Raw genomic sequence first — 16,280 nt, forward strand, 5'->3', positions numbered from 1 at the left:
GTTACTTCTTGCAGCAGTCGTCGGCGCAGCCAACCGAGACGGCCGGTGCTGTGTCCACAACCGTGGGCAGGGGCGCGCAGCAGGTGTCACCGCGCCAGGCTTCGCGGCCTTCTTTGATCGCGACGGCAGCGATGATCAGCGCAGCGATCGAGTCAGCCCAGCTCCACCCGAACAGACTGTTAACGACCAGTCCGACGAGCAGGACCGCGGACAGGTAGGTACAGAGCAGGGTCTGTTTCGAGTCGGCGACCGCGGTCCGGGAGCCGAGTTCACGGCCGGCGCGGCGCTGTGCGTAGGACAGGCCGGGCATCACGGCCAAGGACACCGCGGCCAGGACGATACCGACCGTGGAGTGAGCGGCCGCGGCGCCGCCGACCAGAGCGCGCACGGATTCGACGCTCACGTAGGCGGCAAGTGCGAAGAACGAGATCGCGATGACCTGCAGGGCGGTCTTCTCCCGTCGTTCGGGGTCGGCGCCGGCGAACTGCCACGCGACCGCCGCGGCGGAGGACACCTCGATGATCGAGTCGAGGCCGAAGCCGATCAGCGCGGTCGACGATGCGGCGGTGCCGGCGCTGATGGCGACGACGGCCTCAACGGTGTTGTAGGCGATCGTGGCGGCGACGAACCAGCGGATCCGGTGGGCCAGCACGGCGCGGCGCTCGGGCGCCGACGCGGTAGGAACTAGGGGGAGTAGGGGCAGGCTCATCAGCAGCAGCCCTTGTCCGCGGCCTCCGGGCAGGCGGCCGGGTCGACGGCCAGCACGAGCCCGAGCAGGTCGTCGAGGGCGTGCCGGATTCGCGTGTCGGTGAGTTCGTATCGGGTCCGGCGGCCTTCGGGGACAGCGACGACCAGGCCGCAGCCGCGTAGGCAGGCCAGGTGGTTGGACAGGTTCTGCCGGGTAACGCCGATCAGGTCGGCGAGTTCGGCAGGGTAGCCGGGCGCGTCACGCAAGGCGAGCAGCAGGCGGGCGCGGGTGGGGTCGGACAGGGCGTGCCCGAAGCGGGCCAGAACCTGGCCGTGTGTCACCGACTCCATATCCGCGACAGTACAGCCATCGATGTATTCAGCGAACGATGGATCAACTAGCGAGTGCTCAGATTGAGCGGCGATCGGCCTGCGTGCGGGTCCGGGTGAGGCGGCTTGGCGTTCACTCACGACATTCCTAGGACGCTTTAGGCAACGTGGCCTACGTCGTATCGCAAGCCTCCAGCCGTGGTTCGGATCTTGCCGAGCGTGTGCAGCCCACGAATGTGCCTCTTGAACACCTCCGCGAAGACGCTCACGCGAATGGCTGTCCTGGCAGCTCGATCAGCCGGGCCGTGCCAGTCCAGTCGATTGGTACAGGCGGCGTCCCGCGCCCGCCTGAAGCCTGGCAGGACGGCTTTAGAGATCGCCGCGCCGCTTCAGCAGCCAGTCAGGCAGGACCCCGCCGTGCCTGGCAACGTGTACGCACAGTTTCCGAGGGAGGTAGCCGCCTTCAACGCCGTCGCCGACTCTCACCCAGAACGCCTTCGACGAACTCACGTGTCCGCTACCGGTATGCCAGGCCATCCCGGAATGCTCTTCGCGCAGCGCGCGCAGAGCGGCTGCTGCGAGTCCGCCGCGCTGATAACGCTCGATGGTGTACGGCTTGTCGACCCAGCCGATCCGGCAGTGCGGGCAGACGATGTACTCCATCACGAAGGCCTGGCCGCGGTTGAGGTTGGCTCGTCGGCACCGCCAACCGAAGTATCTGCCGGAGTCGGTGTCTTGCCACGGACTGTCCAACGCCGGCAACTGCCCCGTGGTGTATCGCGGTCGCCGGTCGATACGCCCTCGGGTCAGGTTGTACACCGCGGTCCAGATCGGTTCACGGCTGGGCCAGCGAACGACCTCGGTGGCCGCTTGCTCCCGTAGCCGCCGCAGTTCGCGCTCAAGATCGACGTTCATGATGCTCGGCCTCCTTCAGCCGGACTCAGCCGTTTCAGCGCCCAACCCGGCAACACGCCACCCTGATGAGCGACGTGCGCGCACATTTCCTGCGAGCTGTAGCCGCCGGGAACACCGGTACCGACGGCTGCCCAGAAGGCTTTCGAGTCGGGCATGAGCCCGCTCGCGGCGTACCAGGCTGTCACCTCGGGATGCTCGGCGCGAAGGGCCCGAAAGCCGGCGGCAGCCACTCCGCTGCGCTGATACCGCTCATCGGTATATGGCCGGTCGACCCAGCCGATCGCGCAGCGCGAGCAGACGATGTATTCCACAACGAACGCCTCGCCACCTCGCAGGTTCGCCTGCCGGCATCGCCACCCGAAGTATCGGCCGGAGTCGGTGTCCTGCCACGGGCTGTTCAACCTGGGCAGGTCCCCGAGAGTGGGCCGGGGCCTGCGGTCAATACGACCGCGCGTCAGGTGGTACAGCATCGTCTTGATCGGCGTCCGCAGGGACCATCGAGCGACGTGCGTCGCCGCCTGCTCGCGCAGCTGCCGCAGCTCACTTTCAAGATCGGCGTCCATGCTAACTTCGCCTCCTGTCGCTCGATAGGTTCCAATGGGGGTGCGCTGGTACCGCTCCCGCCTGCTTGTCGGTGGCTCGCGGGGCGTGCACTGCGTCCGTCAATTTCGCTGCTCTACTCGAGGTGGATAGTGGCGAGTCGCAGTTGCTGCCATAGGGTGAGCCATCCGCGGTTTTCAGTGCCTTCGCTTCGCAGGTCGGCAGGCGTGTAGGAGCGGAGGAATTTCTCGGCCGATGCGTAGTCCTCGTAGGCGAGGTCCTTGATTGCCGTTAGCAATCGCATTCGAGCTTGGTATTCGTTGGTCACGTAACCGTGTGCGACTCGGACTGCTGGCCATTCGATGACGTCCGTCAGCAGTTCGGCGGCTAGCTCATCCTTTGTTAGCAATATTGCTACAGAGCAGTGCATGCCGACGTTGTGCACGAGGTCAGGGACGACGTCGTGGTGCATGGCGCTGGGTCCGAAAGCGGCTTTCAGCTGTTTGAATTCTGTTGCCGCACTGCTCCAGCGATGCTGGGCGGCGAGGGACTCGATGAGCAGCCGGCGTGCGAAGAGCTCAGGTTGGCCGGTGAGAACTCCTTGATCCAAGGTGGTGCGGCACAGTCGTTCGGCGCGGCCGGGTTCTGCGCTGGACAACGCTTCGTTCGCGGTGTAGACGGCTTCGAGTGCGGCGGTGTACGTGCTGGATCCGAGGTTGGCAAGCCGATCGTCGCAGGTGTTCTTAAGCTGGTGCAGGCGGGCGTTGGCGAGCGCTGAGAGGTGAGGCGTTTCCAACAGTTTCGAAGCCTGATAAAGGAGCCTGACCGTGGCGTCACGAGATTGATCGACAATCTTTTGCGCGAAAGTTACGGCATGTTCCAGGTATGCGGTCAGAAGGGCCAGGTCGATCGGTGCTTTGCTGATGTCGTGCGCTGCGAACTCGACGAGTGTGAGTTCGGCTTGCACGATGAGTAGCTCGTTGGGTTGGCTCGCCTGGCGCAGGACGTCGATCTCGAGCCGGAGCAGGCCTTCCGCGGCGGCAGGCTCGCCCCGTACGAGATATGCACCTGCCAGATTGCCGAATAACAGAGCGATGCGTTCGCTGCCGATACCGACGGATACCAGATGGTGGGCCAGCGTGTTGGCATGGCTGAAGAGGACGGCGGCGCGGTGTAGAAGGTTCAGTTCTGCGGCTGCGGTGTGCCATCGCTCGACGTGGTTGGCCAGCCGGTCGAACGCGTCGGGCGTGCCGTCATGAAACGGGATCGACGCCCGCAGTACGTCCTGGATGACTGTATTGACGGCGATGGTGCGTTCGGAACCGACCTGCAGTGAATCTGTCTTCTGGGGCAGGTCTGCGTCGTAGGTGACCAGCGAGAAGCGGCGTAGTTCCCGCGTCGCCTCGTCAACGGGGTAGGCCGCCGGGTCGAGCAACAGTGGTCCCATCGGACGGCCGGTAGCGTCGGGATCGATGACGACCGCGGCAGCGAGCAAGTGGACAGGCTGCTGACGGGAGGCCAGGTAGGCGGCATATCCGATCATCCCCCACGCCAGGTGAGCCGCCTCTCCACCGTCGCTGCCGGCCCGGCTGGTGAGCCGCTCCAGACATAGCGACACCGCGGCGACGAGAGAACGCGGGTAATCCGCCGGGATGGATTGCTCGTCGGCGAGCGACCGCATCTTCAGCCGTTCGAGGTAGGCGTCGAGATCGCGCAGGCCCAGGCCGAGGCTATCGAGGTAGCCGGCGGCAAGCTCCAATGCGAGGGGATAATTCCCCAGGGCGCCGGCGAGCTGACGTAGTCCCGCTCGCTGTTCGAGCGTCAGCCCGCTCATTGCCAGGAGGTTGAACCGGCGGGCCAGGAGCGCCATGGCTTGCTCGTCTGTCATCGCGCCGACGTCGAGGACGGTGGCCGACCGGTATCGGGCTGTGGCGTCGATGGCGGTGAGGATGATGTGGCCGTCGCCGGTCGCGGGGATCCAGGATTGCGCGAGGCGTGGGTCGGAGACGTTGTCGATGACCAGTGCCCACCGGCCGGGGAAGCGGCTGAGCTCGGTGTGCACCTCGGCGCGAAGAGCGGCCTCCGTGGCACTGCTTGCGGCGTCGGGGGAGCCTGTGCGCAGGTACGCCGAGACTTGCCGGAACGCGGCCAGAAGCGTGAACGGGGTTTCGCCGTCGACCCAGAAGATGACGTCGTAGGTGTCGGCCCGGTCTGCCAGGTAGTCGGCAGCGAGGCTGGACTTGCCGATCCCTGATGGTCCGGTAAGTACCGCCCGTGTCGGATGTCGACGATCGGTGTGCCGCAGGGCTGCGACCAGGGGCTCCAGCAGATCAGGTCGGCCGACGTCCGGGATAGGCGGCATGGTGCCCACCACGACGCCCCAGTCGCGAGCGCCTGTGGCCAGGGCCAATGTCGAGCCGTCCACGAGCAGCAGCTCCCGGAACCGTTCCAGGGTGAAGACCGATTCCGCTGCTTCAGCAGCGCGATCGAACACCTCAGCGGTGAGGGCGCGCGTCAAGAGACCTGCGGACTGCGAGCCGAGACCTTCGCGGTGGGTGTTGCGGAGACTGCGAATCCTTTCGCGTAAGGCCTCGCGTAGCTCGCTGACGTCGCGCAGGTCGAACACCACCCGGGCCCGGGCCAGCCGCCGCAGCTGCTCATCGTTGAAAGCGGTGAGCTGTTCGCGTCGAGCAGGAGCGTTCGCCAGAACCGTCATCAGGGCTGTGCGTATGTCGTCTGGTTGAGCGGTTGAGGCCAGGACAGCGGCGAACTGTTGCGCGCTCAGTTCTGGGACTGCGTTGGTCAGCAACTGGTATCTCTCAGCGTCGTGCTCGCTGATCAGCTGCGCCAGTTGCCCGAAGGCGGTGGCGGCGCTGACCGTACCGCCGGGGGCAACACTCTTGACCTGCGCCGCCAGCATGACCCGGTCGTCGCCGGCGACCACGTCGAAGTCCACGGCATTGACCTGTTCGGCACCGTGCGGGCCCTCGATACGCACTGCGGCGACGACATCGTCGTCGAGAGCATCAAGCAGCGCTTCCAGCGTCCGAAGGTACTGGTAGCGCAGACCACGCGCCGCGATACGGCCGCCGTCATTTTCGCGGCTCACCGGTCACCCGCCGAGGTCCACAGGTGGTTCGCGCGCTGCGTCATTACGGCACGCAGATGGGGGAACCGGGTATGCATGGGTGCCAGATCGACGTAGCAGTCGGCGGCGAGCAGCAGATCAACGGCGGCGTCAGCCAACACTTCCCCGCCCCGGCGGATGGCGTCTGCATCGGTTCGGTGCGTCGGAGGGGTTTCAACGGCGCCGAACAGCTGCCATCCGATGCGGATGGGACCTCGCTCAATCGCCGGCATCGCCCCAGCCGCAACAAACGGCTCGAGGCTTGCTAAAGGCACGATCGCCGGTGAGGCGATCAACTCTTGCAACCCGTCCGCGGCTAGATCACGAATCCGCTCGTCGAAGAACGCCATGACATCCACTAGCGCCCCGAGCGACTTGGTCCACACTATGGTGTGCCCTCCCGGCACCGCATCAGCAGCAGCATGCGAGCCCGCAGCTGTCACCGTGACCGGGGCATCGTCCGGGCTGTCTTCTCGCCAAGCGGTCACCTGCGCCGCGAACACCTGGGCGTGGAAGCCGAGACGACGAAGCGCTGACACCACGACATGATGCAGCCGTGCACGGGCTTCAGCGCTCGCTCGGTGGCCGGCCTGGCAGGCGGCGGCCGCCACCAGGTTCAGTGGTGCCGTGCGAGGGTCCTCGGCGGCGCCGATCACGAGCGGGACCGTGCCGGAATTGACCGGCGGAAGTGGTCTCTCCTCCCGATACGACGGCTGCCCGGCGGGATGTTGCGACGCTGAGCCCGCCTTTGCCAGGCCGTCACGGCTGTCGCGCGGGCGTGATCGGGGCGCTGTGGCCTGACGGTGGTGGCCACGGCGCCACAGGAAGGTCCGCTGGCCGATATCAGGCCGAACGTCGGCGTGCACGCCGACGATCACCCATGGATCGAAGCCGCTGTCGGGTTCGAGCATCACGAAACCGTGCCGGCGGAAGAACCGCGACAAGGCAGGCGAGTCGTCCGCCTGGCCGAAGATGATCGTGTGGCCGTTGCGCTCGAAGATCTGCCAGCAGCGCAGCAGCAAAGCGCCGCCGACCCCGTTGCGCCGCAGGGGCTCGTCGACGGCGATCGTCTTTATCCGCGTCATACCCATAACCGCGGAGTAGAGAAGCTGGGTCATCTGCAGTCCATTGGCACCCGTCCTGCGCAGGTGTTCCAGCAGACTCTCAATCACCCTGGTCGGTGGGAACGCGACCAGCGCGCCGACGACTCCTCGCACGGCATGGTCAGCGACGAGAACCAGTGTGGCGTGTTGCAGGGTGACGGTCTGATCCCCGGTCTGGTTGGCGAAAAATTGCTCGGCCAGGTGCTCGACGAACGCCTCTCTGCCGCCCTCAAGTCCAGCTCTCAGGGCGGCGGCCACGGCACCCGTGATGACGGCCTGGACGACTTCTTCGTCCAGATCCACGCCTGCGGCGGCCGACAGTCTCTCCAGGGCGGGTATGTCGTCTGGCCGAGCCAAGCGAACCCGCATCTGGTCGTCGATCGGCCAGCCCTCCGCGGCATGCCGATCAGTAAGGTCCGAGCTGGCGATGGAGGGTGGATCAGCTGCTGGGCGGGACGGCGGGATGCTGCGGCGAATTGGTTCTCTGCGCTTGCTCCGGCTGCTGCGCCGTTTAGCCATGTGCAGTCCTCCGTCGCGAACGGTACCGAAGGTAACCGTAGCGTTGCCGTACGACATCTTCGATGGACGGGTCGCATCCGCTCAAGATCACTTCTAACGGCGGATAGGTAACCCGCGGGGCTCGCCGCCGTGGCCTGCCCATCCTTCCGAAGGCGCCTCTCGACAGTGGAGTTCAGCCGCAGACGAGCGGTCGACCGTGACTCGCTGTGTCGAGGGTCCGTGTATACCGAACGGGGAGGGCTCCTCCGCACGGGTGGTATGACGCCGGAAGCCGAGGATCCTAGGACGGTCTACGCAACGTGGGTAGGGCCATCAATCGGCAGCGGGTGCGCCGACGTTGCCATCGCATCGGTGGTGCACCCACTCGAGGGATTCCGATCAACGAGAGGGTGACCTTGCCAGCGAGTTTCGCCGGATTCCTGAAAGATCGGCCGTACATTTGCCCGGCAGGCCAGGGAGAGGTCTGCCGTCAGCGCACCGCCCCGGAGCGGCGCCACCGCGACGACAAGGGTTGGAGCCCAATCTCCTGCAACCACCGAACTCCGAACACACACGAGACTTGTCGCGTCCGCACCTGGCGGCCGCGGTCCGGGACGCGGCTCAGCTGGAGATGCATCATGCCCCACGTCTCTGACCGGCGCCGTCGCGCAGAACGACGTCACCTCACCTACGAGCCGGCACACCTCGCCGCAGCCGGCCTGCCCCCACGCGACCAGACAATCACCATGCCCGCAAGTCAAAAGGCCTTGCAAAGCGTGCTCATCCGGCTGTTCGCGAACGGCAGAAGCCACGACTGGGATGCGCTGAAGGGCCGCCACCTGGCCGGCCTGTTCGACTACTACGGCACCTGGGTTTCCCCGCAGCCCGACCGCATCGCCATGGGCTCCACCGTCGCCCACCGCATGTGCGCCTACCTGCTGCCCTACACCGATCCCGACAAGCGGTACCCCCGCTGCGCCGGGATCCCCGGGCTGCGGCTCGATGCCTGCACCACCTACGGCTACCGGCTCATCCACCTCCCGACCGCGACAACGGTCGAGATCCACGACGACAGCGGCTGGCCGCCGCGATTCCGCGAGGAGCTGCTGTCGACTGAAAGGCGGATGCACCGCGGCGACGAAGAACGCTCCTACCGGCCGGTCTGGCGCGAACATTCACTGACCGATCTCGAGAAGCGGTGGGCGCCGGTCTGGCAACCGCAACCGCACACCGAGATCACCAGCGCGCTGTTCTGCATCCAGTCGGTGTTCCTGCACGATCCCAGGGGCACCCGACACGGCTTAGGCCATTGGGCAAGACACCTGCAGCTGGCATGCTCATCGGACGCCGAGACGCCGTCGGTGCTTACCTGGTGCTCAGGGCTGCAGCCCGGCCAGATCGCCGGCCACCTCGAAGCGCTCGGCCTGGCCGCTGGCGGCTCCACACGTACCGATGAGGCGAGCGCCAACTACGCCACCATGACCCTCGGCGGAGCGGTCCTCGAAATGCACCGGCGACATCTCTGTACTCGATGCGACTTCGACAGCACCTTCGCACCGACGCGGCCCGACCGCGTCGCAGCCTGACAAAGAGCCCGCCCAGGCACCTTGAAGCCTGTACCCCTCGCGGCCGTATGAAGAGGTGAAGCTCAGTCTTGAAGCACTCCTGCGATCACCGCCGTAGATCGCACCGTGCGTGAGACAGTGACAGACATGAATGGCGCAGATCGGGCTACCGGCGAGCCGCGCGGAACCGGGAAACGCGGAGACATCTCCGAAACCGTCAAACGCGCGCTGTACGCGGTGAGTAACGGCACCTGCTACGCGCCCGGCTGTGTCCAACCCGCGTTCCTTGACACGGGGGTCGGCGGCCCACGGATGAACGTCGAGGTCGCCCACATTTACGGTGTCAAACGCAACGCCCCCCGGTTCCGCGAAGACCTCACCGACCGTCAACGCGACGACTGGCGCCACCTTCTCCTGCTCTGCAAGGCCCACCACAACGCCGTCGACGATCCCACCAACGGTGCGCGGCTTTACCCAGCTGAAGCGCTGCTGACGTGGAAGAACGACAAGGAAGTGGCCATCTTCGGAGTCCTGACCGGCACGGTCACGCAAGAATCTTTGGAACGCTCGCTGGCCAAGTACTTCGAGGACCCTAGCGAACGCCTTGCGTCCCTAATCGACCGTCTGGAAACGGTCGTCGAGGAAGCCGACAGCACCGGGCGCATCAGCAACAACGCCGTCCAGGAGCTGCGGCTGGTCGTTTCCATGCTGTCCGAGACAGACGCCTACCGCCTCGCCGCCTCCGCTCGTGCACTGAACGAGGCCGCAGACACGTATGCATCGCTGCACTTAAAAGCCGCCGCGTCGGAACTGTCAGACGCCGCAGCGGCCCTGAGAGCGCTGAAGCTCAGCGAAAAGGCTGCTCAGCTGCGCGCTGCTGCCGACGACGTCGGTCGCAGCACCCGCAGGCTCCCCGACCGGTGACATGGTGGCGCATCGCTGGGCTTCCCGGGGTGCGCCGGCAGGGACCAAGTCGGCTGCCATCATTGGACGATGGCCGATCAGACGGACACGGTGCAGCTACGCGAGGTCGTGAGCAACGTCCTCCACGACATCTGCCAGAACGTCAGCCACCCACGGCTGGATGGCGAGCTGATCCGGTTCGGCCTGCCTGCCTCCTCGGCCGGCGAGTCGAAAGCCGAACGGGCCGAGAGCAGCATCGCCATCATCACCGTCGACCAGCTCCCCGCCATCGCGCAGCGCCTGCTCGACGGCTACGAGTTCCTTGGCGCGCCGACCCGCAACCGAATCCAGGACCTTCTCTGGGCGGGCACCGGGTACCCGGTGCCCAAGCGGATCCGCCGGGACATCGCCCGCCGGCTCCCGCTGACCCACCTGGTTGATCACCCCGCGCGTTTCCGGGGCCTGCTCGCCAATCTGTTCGTCCTCGACGACATCCCCCTGGCGGCGCTCGTAGGCCGTGACCGCAGCCTTGGCGGCCGCATCGACCAGCACGTCTTCAACAACGACGACTGGACCCCCGACCAGCTCTTCGACGAACTCGGCGCAATCGACGCCTCGGACCGGCGGTTCGCTCTGCTGCTGGAAGGCATGGTGTCCAGCGAGACGATCCCGGACGAGCAGGCGCAACGCGACCTGGTCGCCGCTATCAATCCGCCGCTCGCCGACGCAGGCCTGGAACTGCGGGAAACTGGCACCATCGAGGGGTATCCCGTCTTCACCCTCCTAAAGGCTCGCTCCCGCACCGGGCGGCCCAAGAACCTGATCTTCGCCTCGCCCGTCAAGCCGGACCTGCGGCTGAGCGACGCGATCGACAACGACATCGAGATCGTCAGTAACGCCGACGCCGTACTGGTCTACGACCGGCCGATCGGCGCGGATGGGGTGCGCTGGCGCGATCTGCAGGTGTGGTGGCGGGACACCCGCGCGACCGACACCGACGAGCAAGCCAAGATCGACCTGTACCGGCGCCTGCGTCAGAGCCTGCCCGGCAGCTCCCCGCCGCAGCAGCTCCTGTTCGACCTCTACCACGACATCCACCGGGACAGGGTGCACGACCTTCCCGCCCTGTTGCCGGAAGTCTGGCTGCACTGGGATCCACAGACCGTCAAGCAGCGCGGCGCCGCCGCACTGCTGAACCTGCGCATGGACTTCCTGCTGCTGGTCCCTGGCGGTGGCCGCATCGTCCTGGAAGTCGACGGCCAGACCCACTACGCCATCGACGGACGCGCGGACCCGTCGACCTATGCGCGGACCATGACCGGCAGCCGCAACCTCACCCTGGCCGGCTACGAAGTACACCGCTTCGGCGCCCACGATCTGCGTGACCATGACCGGGCCCGCAGCCTGCTCACCCAGTTCTTCGCCGACCTGTTCCGCCGCCACCAGGTCAGCACTGACTGACAGGTCGCCGCGCTCACCGACGACCCGCCTCGCCCGATAAATCGAAAGATCCAATTGCAGCACCCGCGCGATCGCCTCGAGAGCATGATCTAAAGCGAAACTCGCTCACAAGATCGACGGTGGTAATGGATCAACACGATAGCTTCATGTCAATTAACGCATGATTACCACGGCGTGAGATCTTGCCCATCGATGACTACGCTCGGCAACAGCGAAGAGCGCAAACACAAGGGCTGGCGTTCCCCTTCTGTTTGGGCACGAGCCGACACCTTCGGCGGCAACCGCGTCAAACAACTCCTCGTCCCCGCGAGCACGTTTCCGACCGCCGCCGTCCACGATGGCGAGCTGCGAGCAGCCAACAACTACGGCGACTGGCCCGCATCGAGCAGCGATCGGCCCCTCGGCGACGACGTCCTCTGGCTCGCCCTTCCCCCAGGAACAGCCGCTGGGAATCCGCTGACGAACGCCTCATGGCGGAAGCCGACTCTCCTCCTACGACAGGATCCCTCGGCCGTTCTCGACTCCTACCGAGACGCCATCACCTATAACGAGGGCACCAAGGAGAACCCGGGCCTACGGTCGCCACAACGGGGCGCCCTACACGCAGTCCTCGGCTACTGGACAACCAAACGCACCACGCCCGCCACAGTCGTCATGCCAACAGGGACCGGCAAGACCGAGACGATGCTCGCCCTGCTGGTCGCCGCCCGCCTGCAACGCCTTCTGGTCCTGGTGCCATCCGACGCACTCCGTGAACAGATCGCCGGCAAGTTCGAGACACTGGGCGTACTCCAGGAACTCGGCATCGTCACCGCCCACGCGCTGCGGCCGAACGTCGGACGGGTACAGCACGGCTTCACCAGCGCCGAAGAAGCACAAGAATTCGCGCAGGCCTGCAACGTCATCGTCGCCACCCCGCAGGTGCTGAACGCCTGCGTCCCCGAAGCACTCGAGGCGTTGACCGCCACCTGCTCGCACCTGTTCGTCGACGAGGCCCACCACGTCGCCGCACGCACATGGTCCGACATCCGAGAACACTTCACCGAAAAGGACGTTGTCCAGTTCACGGCGACACCGTTCCGCGAAGACGGCAAACACCTGCAGGGCCGCACCATTTACGCATTCCCGCTACGCGAAGCTCAAGCCCAAGGCTACTTCTCTCAAATCGACTACACCGCCGTCATCGACTTCGACAACCTCGACCGGGCGGTCGCAGAACAAAGCATTGCCAAGCTGCGCGCCGATCTCGCCGCCGGCCTCGACCACGTACTCATGGCCCGCGTCGGCGGCATCCGTCGCGCCAAGGATGTCCAGCCCCTCTACGAAGAGCTCGCCGCCGACCTGTCCCCAGTGATCATCAACCACCAGTTGCCCAAGAAGCAGCAGACCGAGGCCATCGCGGCACTACGCGAAGGCCGCTCCCGCATCGTCATCTGCGTCAACATGCTCGGCGAAGGATTCGACCTACCGTCACTGAAAGTCGCCGCGGTGCACGAGCCCCAGAAAAGCCTCGGCGTCACCCTGCAGTTCATCGGCCGCTTCGCACGCACCTCATCCAGTGGGAAGTACGGCGACGCTTCCATCTTCGTCGCCCGCTCCGAGATCGACGTCGACAAGCGCCTGCGCACCCTCTACGCCGAAGACTCTGACTGGAACCTGATCCTGCGCAACCTCACCGAGGCCGCCGTCGACGCACAGCAAGACGCCAGCGACTTCGAGGCAGGCTTCACCAGCCTTCCGGATGAAGTCGCCCTACGCAGCCTCCTGCCCAAGCTGAGCACCGTCGTCTACCGCGCCCCGAGCGACGACTGGGAACCCGAGAACGTCGTCGACTTCTTCGGCGAAGAGCGCCTCTACACCCAGCCTCTTGGACTCAACGTCGAAGCCGGCATCGCCTGGTTCGTCATCGAAAACCGCGACGAAGTCGGCTGGGGCGACCTCAAAACCATCGAAGAAGTCACCTACGAGCTCTACGTCCTCTACTTCGACCACGACCGACGGCTGCTCTACATCAACAACTCTGCCAACGACGGCGTCTTCGAAGACCTCGCCGAAGCCCTCCTCGGCCCCGGCGCCACCCGATTCACCGGCTCAACCGTCTACCGCGTCATGGCCGACATCGACCGCCTCATCCCCACCAACGTCGGGGTCCTCGACGCCCACGACCAATTCCGCCGCTTCTCCATGCACGTCGGTTCCGACGTCACCGCCAGCTTCACCCAAGCTGAAGCCGGCACCAAGTCACAGACCAACATCTCCGGCGGCGGCTACCGCGAAGGCGAGCGCGTCAGCATCAGCGCATCACTCAAAGGCCGCATCTGGTCCCACGCCACCGCTCGAGACCTTAAGCACTGGCGCGATTGGTGTGACACCGTCGGCGAAAAGCTGCTCGACGACACGATCAGCATCGACAAGGTCATCGGCCAGTTCCTGCTGCCCGAGCGGCTTACTGGCCGGCCCAGCGGAACTCTCCTTGCGGTGGAGTGGCCATGGCAACTGCACACCATGCAGGCAGACACCGTGCGCCTCTCAATGAACGACGTCGTCTACGAGGCCGTCTATACCGACCTCGTACCCGACACGACCACCACCGAAGGCACGTTCCGCTTCGACGTCCGTACCAAAGGCTGGACGGCGACCTACGAGGCCACCGTCGAGCAGGGGCACCTGCGCTACCGCTGCATCACCGACGACGAGATCACAGTAGTCAGGGCCCGCTCCGAACTCAGCCTGAGCGACTGGCTCAACCACAACGGCCTGATCCTCATCCTCGACGACGATCGCATCATCGAGGGCGATCTGCTCTACAAACCAACCTGGGACCGGCCTCCGTTCGACCGCGAAGAACTTGTACCCGTCAACTGGACTGGCACTGACCTCAAGGTCGAATCCCAAACCAAAGACCGCCTTACCGATTCCATCCAATACCGGGCGATCGACGAACTCAAAGCAGAGCTCGAACCCTGGGACCTCATCATCGACGACGACGGGAGCGGTGAGATCGCCGACATCGTCGCCATCCGAATCACCAAAGACACTCTGCTGATCCGTCTCGTGCACTGCAAATATTCACACGGGCCGACAGCTGGTGCCCGCGTCGATGACCTGTACGAGGTCTGCGGGCAAACCCAGAAATCGGTTATGTGGCGCCGCGGGGATTTGCAGCACTTCTTCCATACCCTGGACGACCGTGCACGCAAGAAGTACAGCAGGGACGGAGTCTCCCCTTTTGAGGTAGGCGACATCAAGACTCTCTACAAGATTCAGGAAAAGGCCAGCATCCTCAGACGCAAGATGGAGATGGTGATCGTTCAGCCAGGACTGTCAGCGACAAGGGTTACTCCACAGCAACTCAACCTTCTTGCCTCGACGCAGGCATACCTCAATACGACAATCAAAGCGCCACTCATTGTCTGGTGCAGTCCATAGCGGCAGTGCGACACCGAAAGAAACTAGCCACCACGCCATAACGCTGATGCCGAGTCAAGTCCTCGGAGCAAAGGTGTCATGGCACGGGAAGATTTAGCCCTGTCTGCAGGGTCGAAGAACCCTGTCACGGTCGGGTCGGAAGCGCTGAGAGCATCGCTCTTGGACAAGCGCGGCCATGAACATGCAGGTCAAGTACTATGAGCATGTACACGGAAGGGGTAACCCCTTGGACACCTTTACTCGGCTGAGTATACTTTTCAGTGACCTGGTAAAACGTTAGTTAGCACGTCGCTGGGGCCCCCAAATGCTGGGGGGTCAAGGGGTCGCAGGTTCAAATCCTGTCAGCCCGACGCATCTGAACAGCGGATATTCCTGATTGGGAATATCCGCTGTCCTGTATTTAGGCAGTTGTGGTCGCAGTGTGGTCGCGATTTCGGCAACTGCTTCGAGGCGGATCGTCGTTGTGGCTGATGAGAATACTGCCATCTTTTGGTTCGGGTGCGCTGGCGCCGCTGATCCTTCTGTGACCGGTGAGGCTGGCTAACGACGGCGCCCGGCACCGGTATCTCGCGTGTCGCGCTTACCTTCGCCGGGTGCGACCACATCGCGACCACAACTACTGAAACCCCTGGTCAGGCGGTGCATCCTTGTCGCCCGCTCAAGGGGTGAACGGTTGCGTCATGCGGCGCGGGTGTCGAGGGCGGCTGCGGCAGCGTCGACGGCGTCCTGGGCTACCTGCGGTGTGAGGTGGCCGTAGATGTCGACCGTGGTGGCGATGGTGCTGTGCCGCAGCGTCTTGGATACCGATCCGAGTGGCACGCCGGAGCTGATCATGATGGTGGCGGCGAGGTGCCGCAGGTCGTGCAGACGGATCCTCGGTACGCCGGCCTCCTCGGAAAGCTTGCGGAAGTGGTCGAGTGCGTACTGCGGTCGGAGCGGGTGTCCGTCGGGTCGGCAGAACACCAGGCCCATGTCGTCGTAGTCGCGTGTTGCCAGGCGTTGACGGTACTGGCGTGCCCGCTGCCGACGTAGTGCGCTGAGGGAGCGTTGTGACAAGGCGATCCAGGCGCGGCTGTACGGAGTCTTGGGATCGCTGAACTCGGCGCGGGAGTTGTCGACGGCGATCAGGTTACGGCGGACGAAGAGCAGACGCTGCTCCCGATGGATATCGGCCCAGCACAGGCCGAGTGCCTCGCCCTTGCGCATACCAGTGCAAATCATCAGCTCGTACAGGTCGGCGTGTAGGTCGTTGACCTCGTGGCAGTAGCGCAGGAAGGTGCCGGCTTCTTCGTTGGTCCAGCAGATGAGGTCCTTGCGGGGGAGACGTGGCAGCCGGACGAAGCGGGCGGCGTTATAGGGCAGCCAGCGGGTGCGGACGGCTTCGTTGAGCGCGCTGGACAGGCAGATAACGCAGCGCCGCAGCGTGGTCGGGCCGCGGTTGGCGGCCTGCTGCTGGCTGACGAACTGCAGGATGTGAGCGTGGCTGAGCCGCTCCAGCCGTATCTTGCCGAAGGCTGGTATCAGGTCCTTGCTGACGTAGTCGCTGTAGCGGCGCACGGTGTTCGGCTTGAGGATCTTGGATCTCGCCTCAAGCCATCCGGTCAGGTAATGGGCGACAGTTTCTGTCCCGCCCCGGGTTTGATGGAGGCATCGAAACCTGGGAGATGATTCAACGATGCCGGCCCCGAAGAAGTATCCCGATGATCTGCGTGAGCGTGTGAC

At 64.9% G+C, this 16,280-nt stretch carries 11 protein-coding genes; 4 read left to right on the plus strand and 7 right to left on the minus strand.

From position 1 onward, the window contains the following. Window position 1 precedes the first annotated feature (1 nt). From WH85_RS04660 to WH85_RS04685, 6 genes are all read right to left on the minus strand, one after another. Entirely contained in the window at window positions 2-709 is a 708-nt protein-coding gene (locus WH85_RS04660; protein WP_083448792.1) for a cation efflux transmembrane domain-containing protein, read from the minus strand. Next, window positions 709-1,038, minus strand: a complete 330-nt coding sequence (locus tag WH85_RS04665) for an ArsR/SmtB family transcription factor (protein WP_045740378.1) — start codon at window positions 1,036-1,038, stop codon at window positions 709-711. The genes WH85_RS04660 and WH85_RS04665 overlap by 1 nt, the downstream gene beginning before the upstream one ends. Before the next feature lie 348 nt (window positions 1,039-1,386). After that, a complete protein-coding gene (locus WH85_RS52765; protein WP_245673815.1) occupies window positions 1,387-1,932 on the minus strand; it encodes a hypothetical protein in 546 nt (181 codons plus the stop codon). Further along, complete coding sequence (locus tag WH85_RS46690; RefSeq protein WP_052720154.1) at window positions 1,929-2,495, minus strand: hypothetical protein; 567 nt, start codon at window positions 2,493-2,495, stop codon at window positions 1,929-1,931. Before WH85_RS46690 ends, WH85_RS52765 begins: the two co-directional genes overlap by 4 nt. A gap of 113 nt (window positions 2,496-2,608) precedes the next feature. After that, window positions 2,609-5,581 (minus strand): ATP-binding protein, encoded by a 2,973-nt coding sequence (locus WH85_RS04680; RefSeq protein ID WP_045740379.1) that lies wholly within the window; start codon window positions 5,579-5,581, stop codon window positions 2,609-2,611. Beyond that, window positions 5,578-7,005 carry a GNAT family N-acetyltransferase gene (locus tag WH85_RS04685; protein ID WP_157410769.1) on the minus strand — a complete coding sequence of 476 codons (1,428 nt, stop codon included), beginning with the start codon at window positions 7,003-7,005 and terminating at the stop codon, window positions 5,578-5,580. The genes WH85_RS04680 and WH85_RS04685 overlap by 4 nt, the downstream gene beginning before the upstream one ends. Window positions 7,006-7,838: 833 nt before the next feature. Here WH85_RS04685 and WH85_RS04690 point away from each other — a divergent pair. The 4 genes from WH85_RS04690 to WH85_RS04705 all read left to right on the plus strand — a co-directional run bounded on the left by WH85_RS04690 (window position 7,839) and on the right by WH85_RS04705 (window position 14,558). Further along, complete coding sequence (locus WH85_RS04690; protein ID WP_157410770.1) at window positions 7,839-8,786, plus strand: hypothetical protein; 948 nt, start codon at window positions 7,839-7,841, stop codon at window positions 8,784-8,786. A 126-nt stretch (window positions 8,787-8,912) separates the two neighbouring features. Then, window positions 8,913-9,689 carry a hypothetical protein gene (locus tag WH85_RS04695; protein ID WP_157410771.1) on the plus strand — a complete coding sequence of 259 codons (777 nt, stop codon included), beginning with the start codon at window positions 8,913-8,915 and terminating at the stop codon, window positions 9,687-9,689. A gap of 69 nt (window positions 9,690-9,758) precedes the next feature. Further along, window positions 9,759-11,129, plus strand: coding sequence for an AbiJ-related protein (locus tag WH85_RS04700; RefSeq protein WP_045740383.1), 1,371 nt, complete (start codon window positions 9,759-9,761; stop codon window positions 11,127-11,129). 192 nt (window positions 11,130-11,321) lie between these two features. Next, on the plus strand, window positions 11,322-14,558 hold the full coding sequence (locus WH85_RS04705; RefSeq protein ID WP_045740384.1) for a DEAD/DEAH box helicase: 3,237 nt from the start codon (window positions 11,322-11,324) through the stop codon (window positions 14,556-14,558). Between the two features lie 678 nt (window positions 14,559-15,236). On the opposite strand, the gene WH85_RS04710 is transcribed toward WH85_RS04705, so the two are convergent. Continuing rightward, window positions 15,237-16,280: tyrosine-type recombinase/integrase (locus tag WH85_RS04710; RefSeq protein WP_157410772.1), on the minus strand; the 1,044-nt coding region annotated here is incomplete at its 5' end.

Source organism: Actinoplanes rectilineatus (assembly GCF_000962825.1).
In the GTDB taxonomy this organism is placed as follows: domain Bacteria; phylum Actinomycetota; class Actinomycetes; order Mycobacteriales; family Micromonosporaceae; genus Actinoplanes; species Actinoplanes rectilineatus.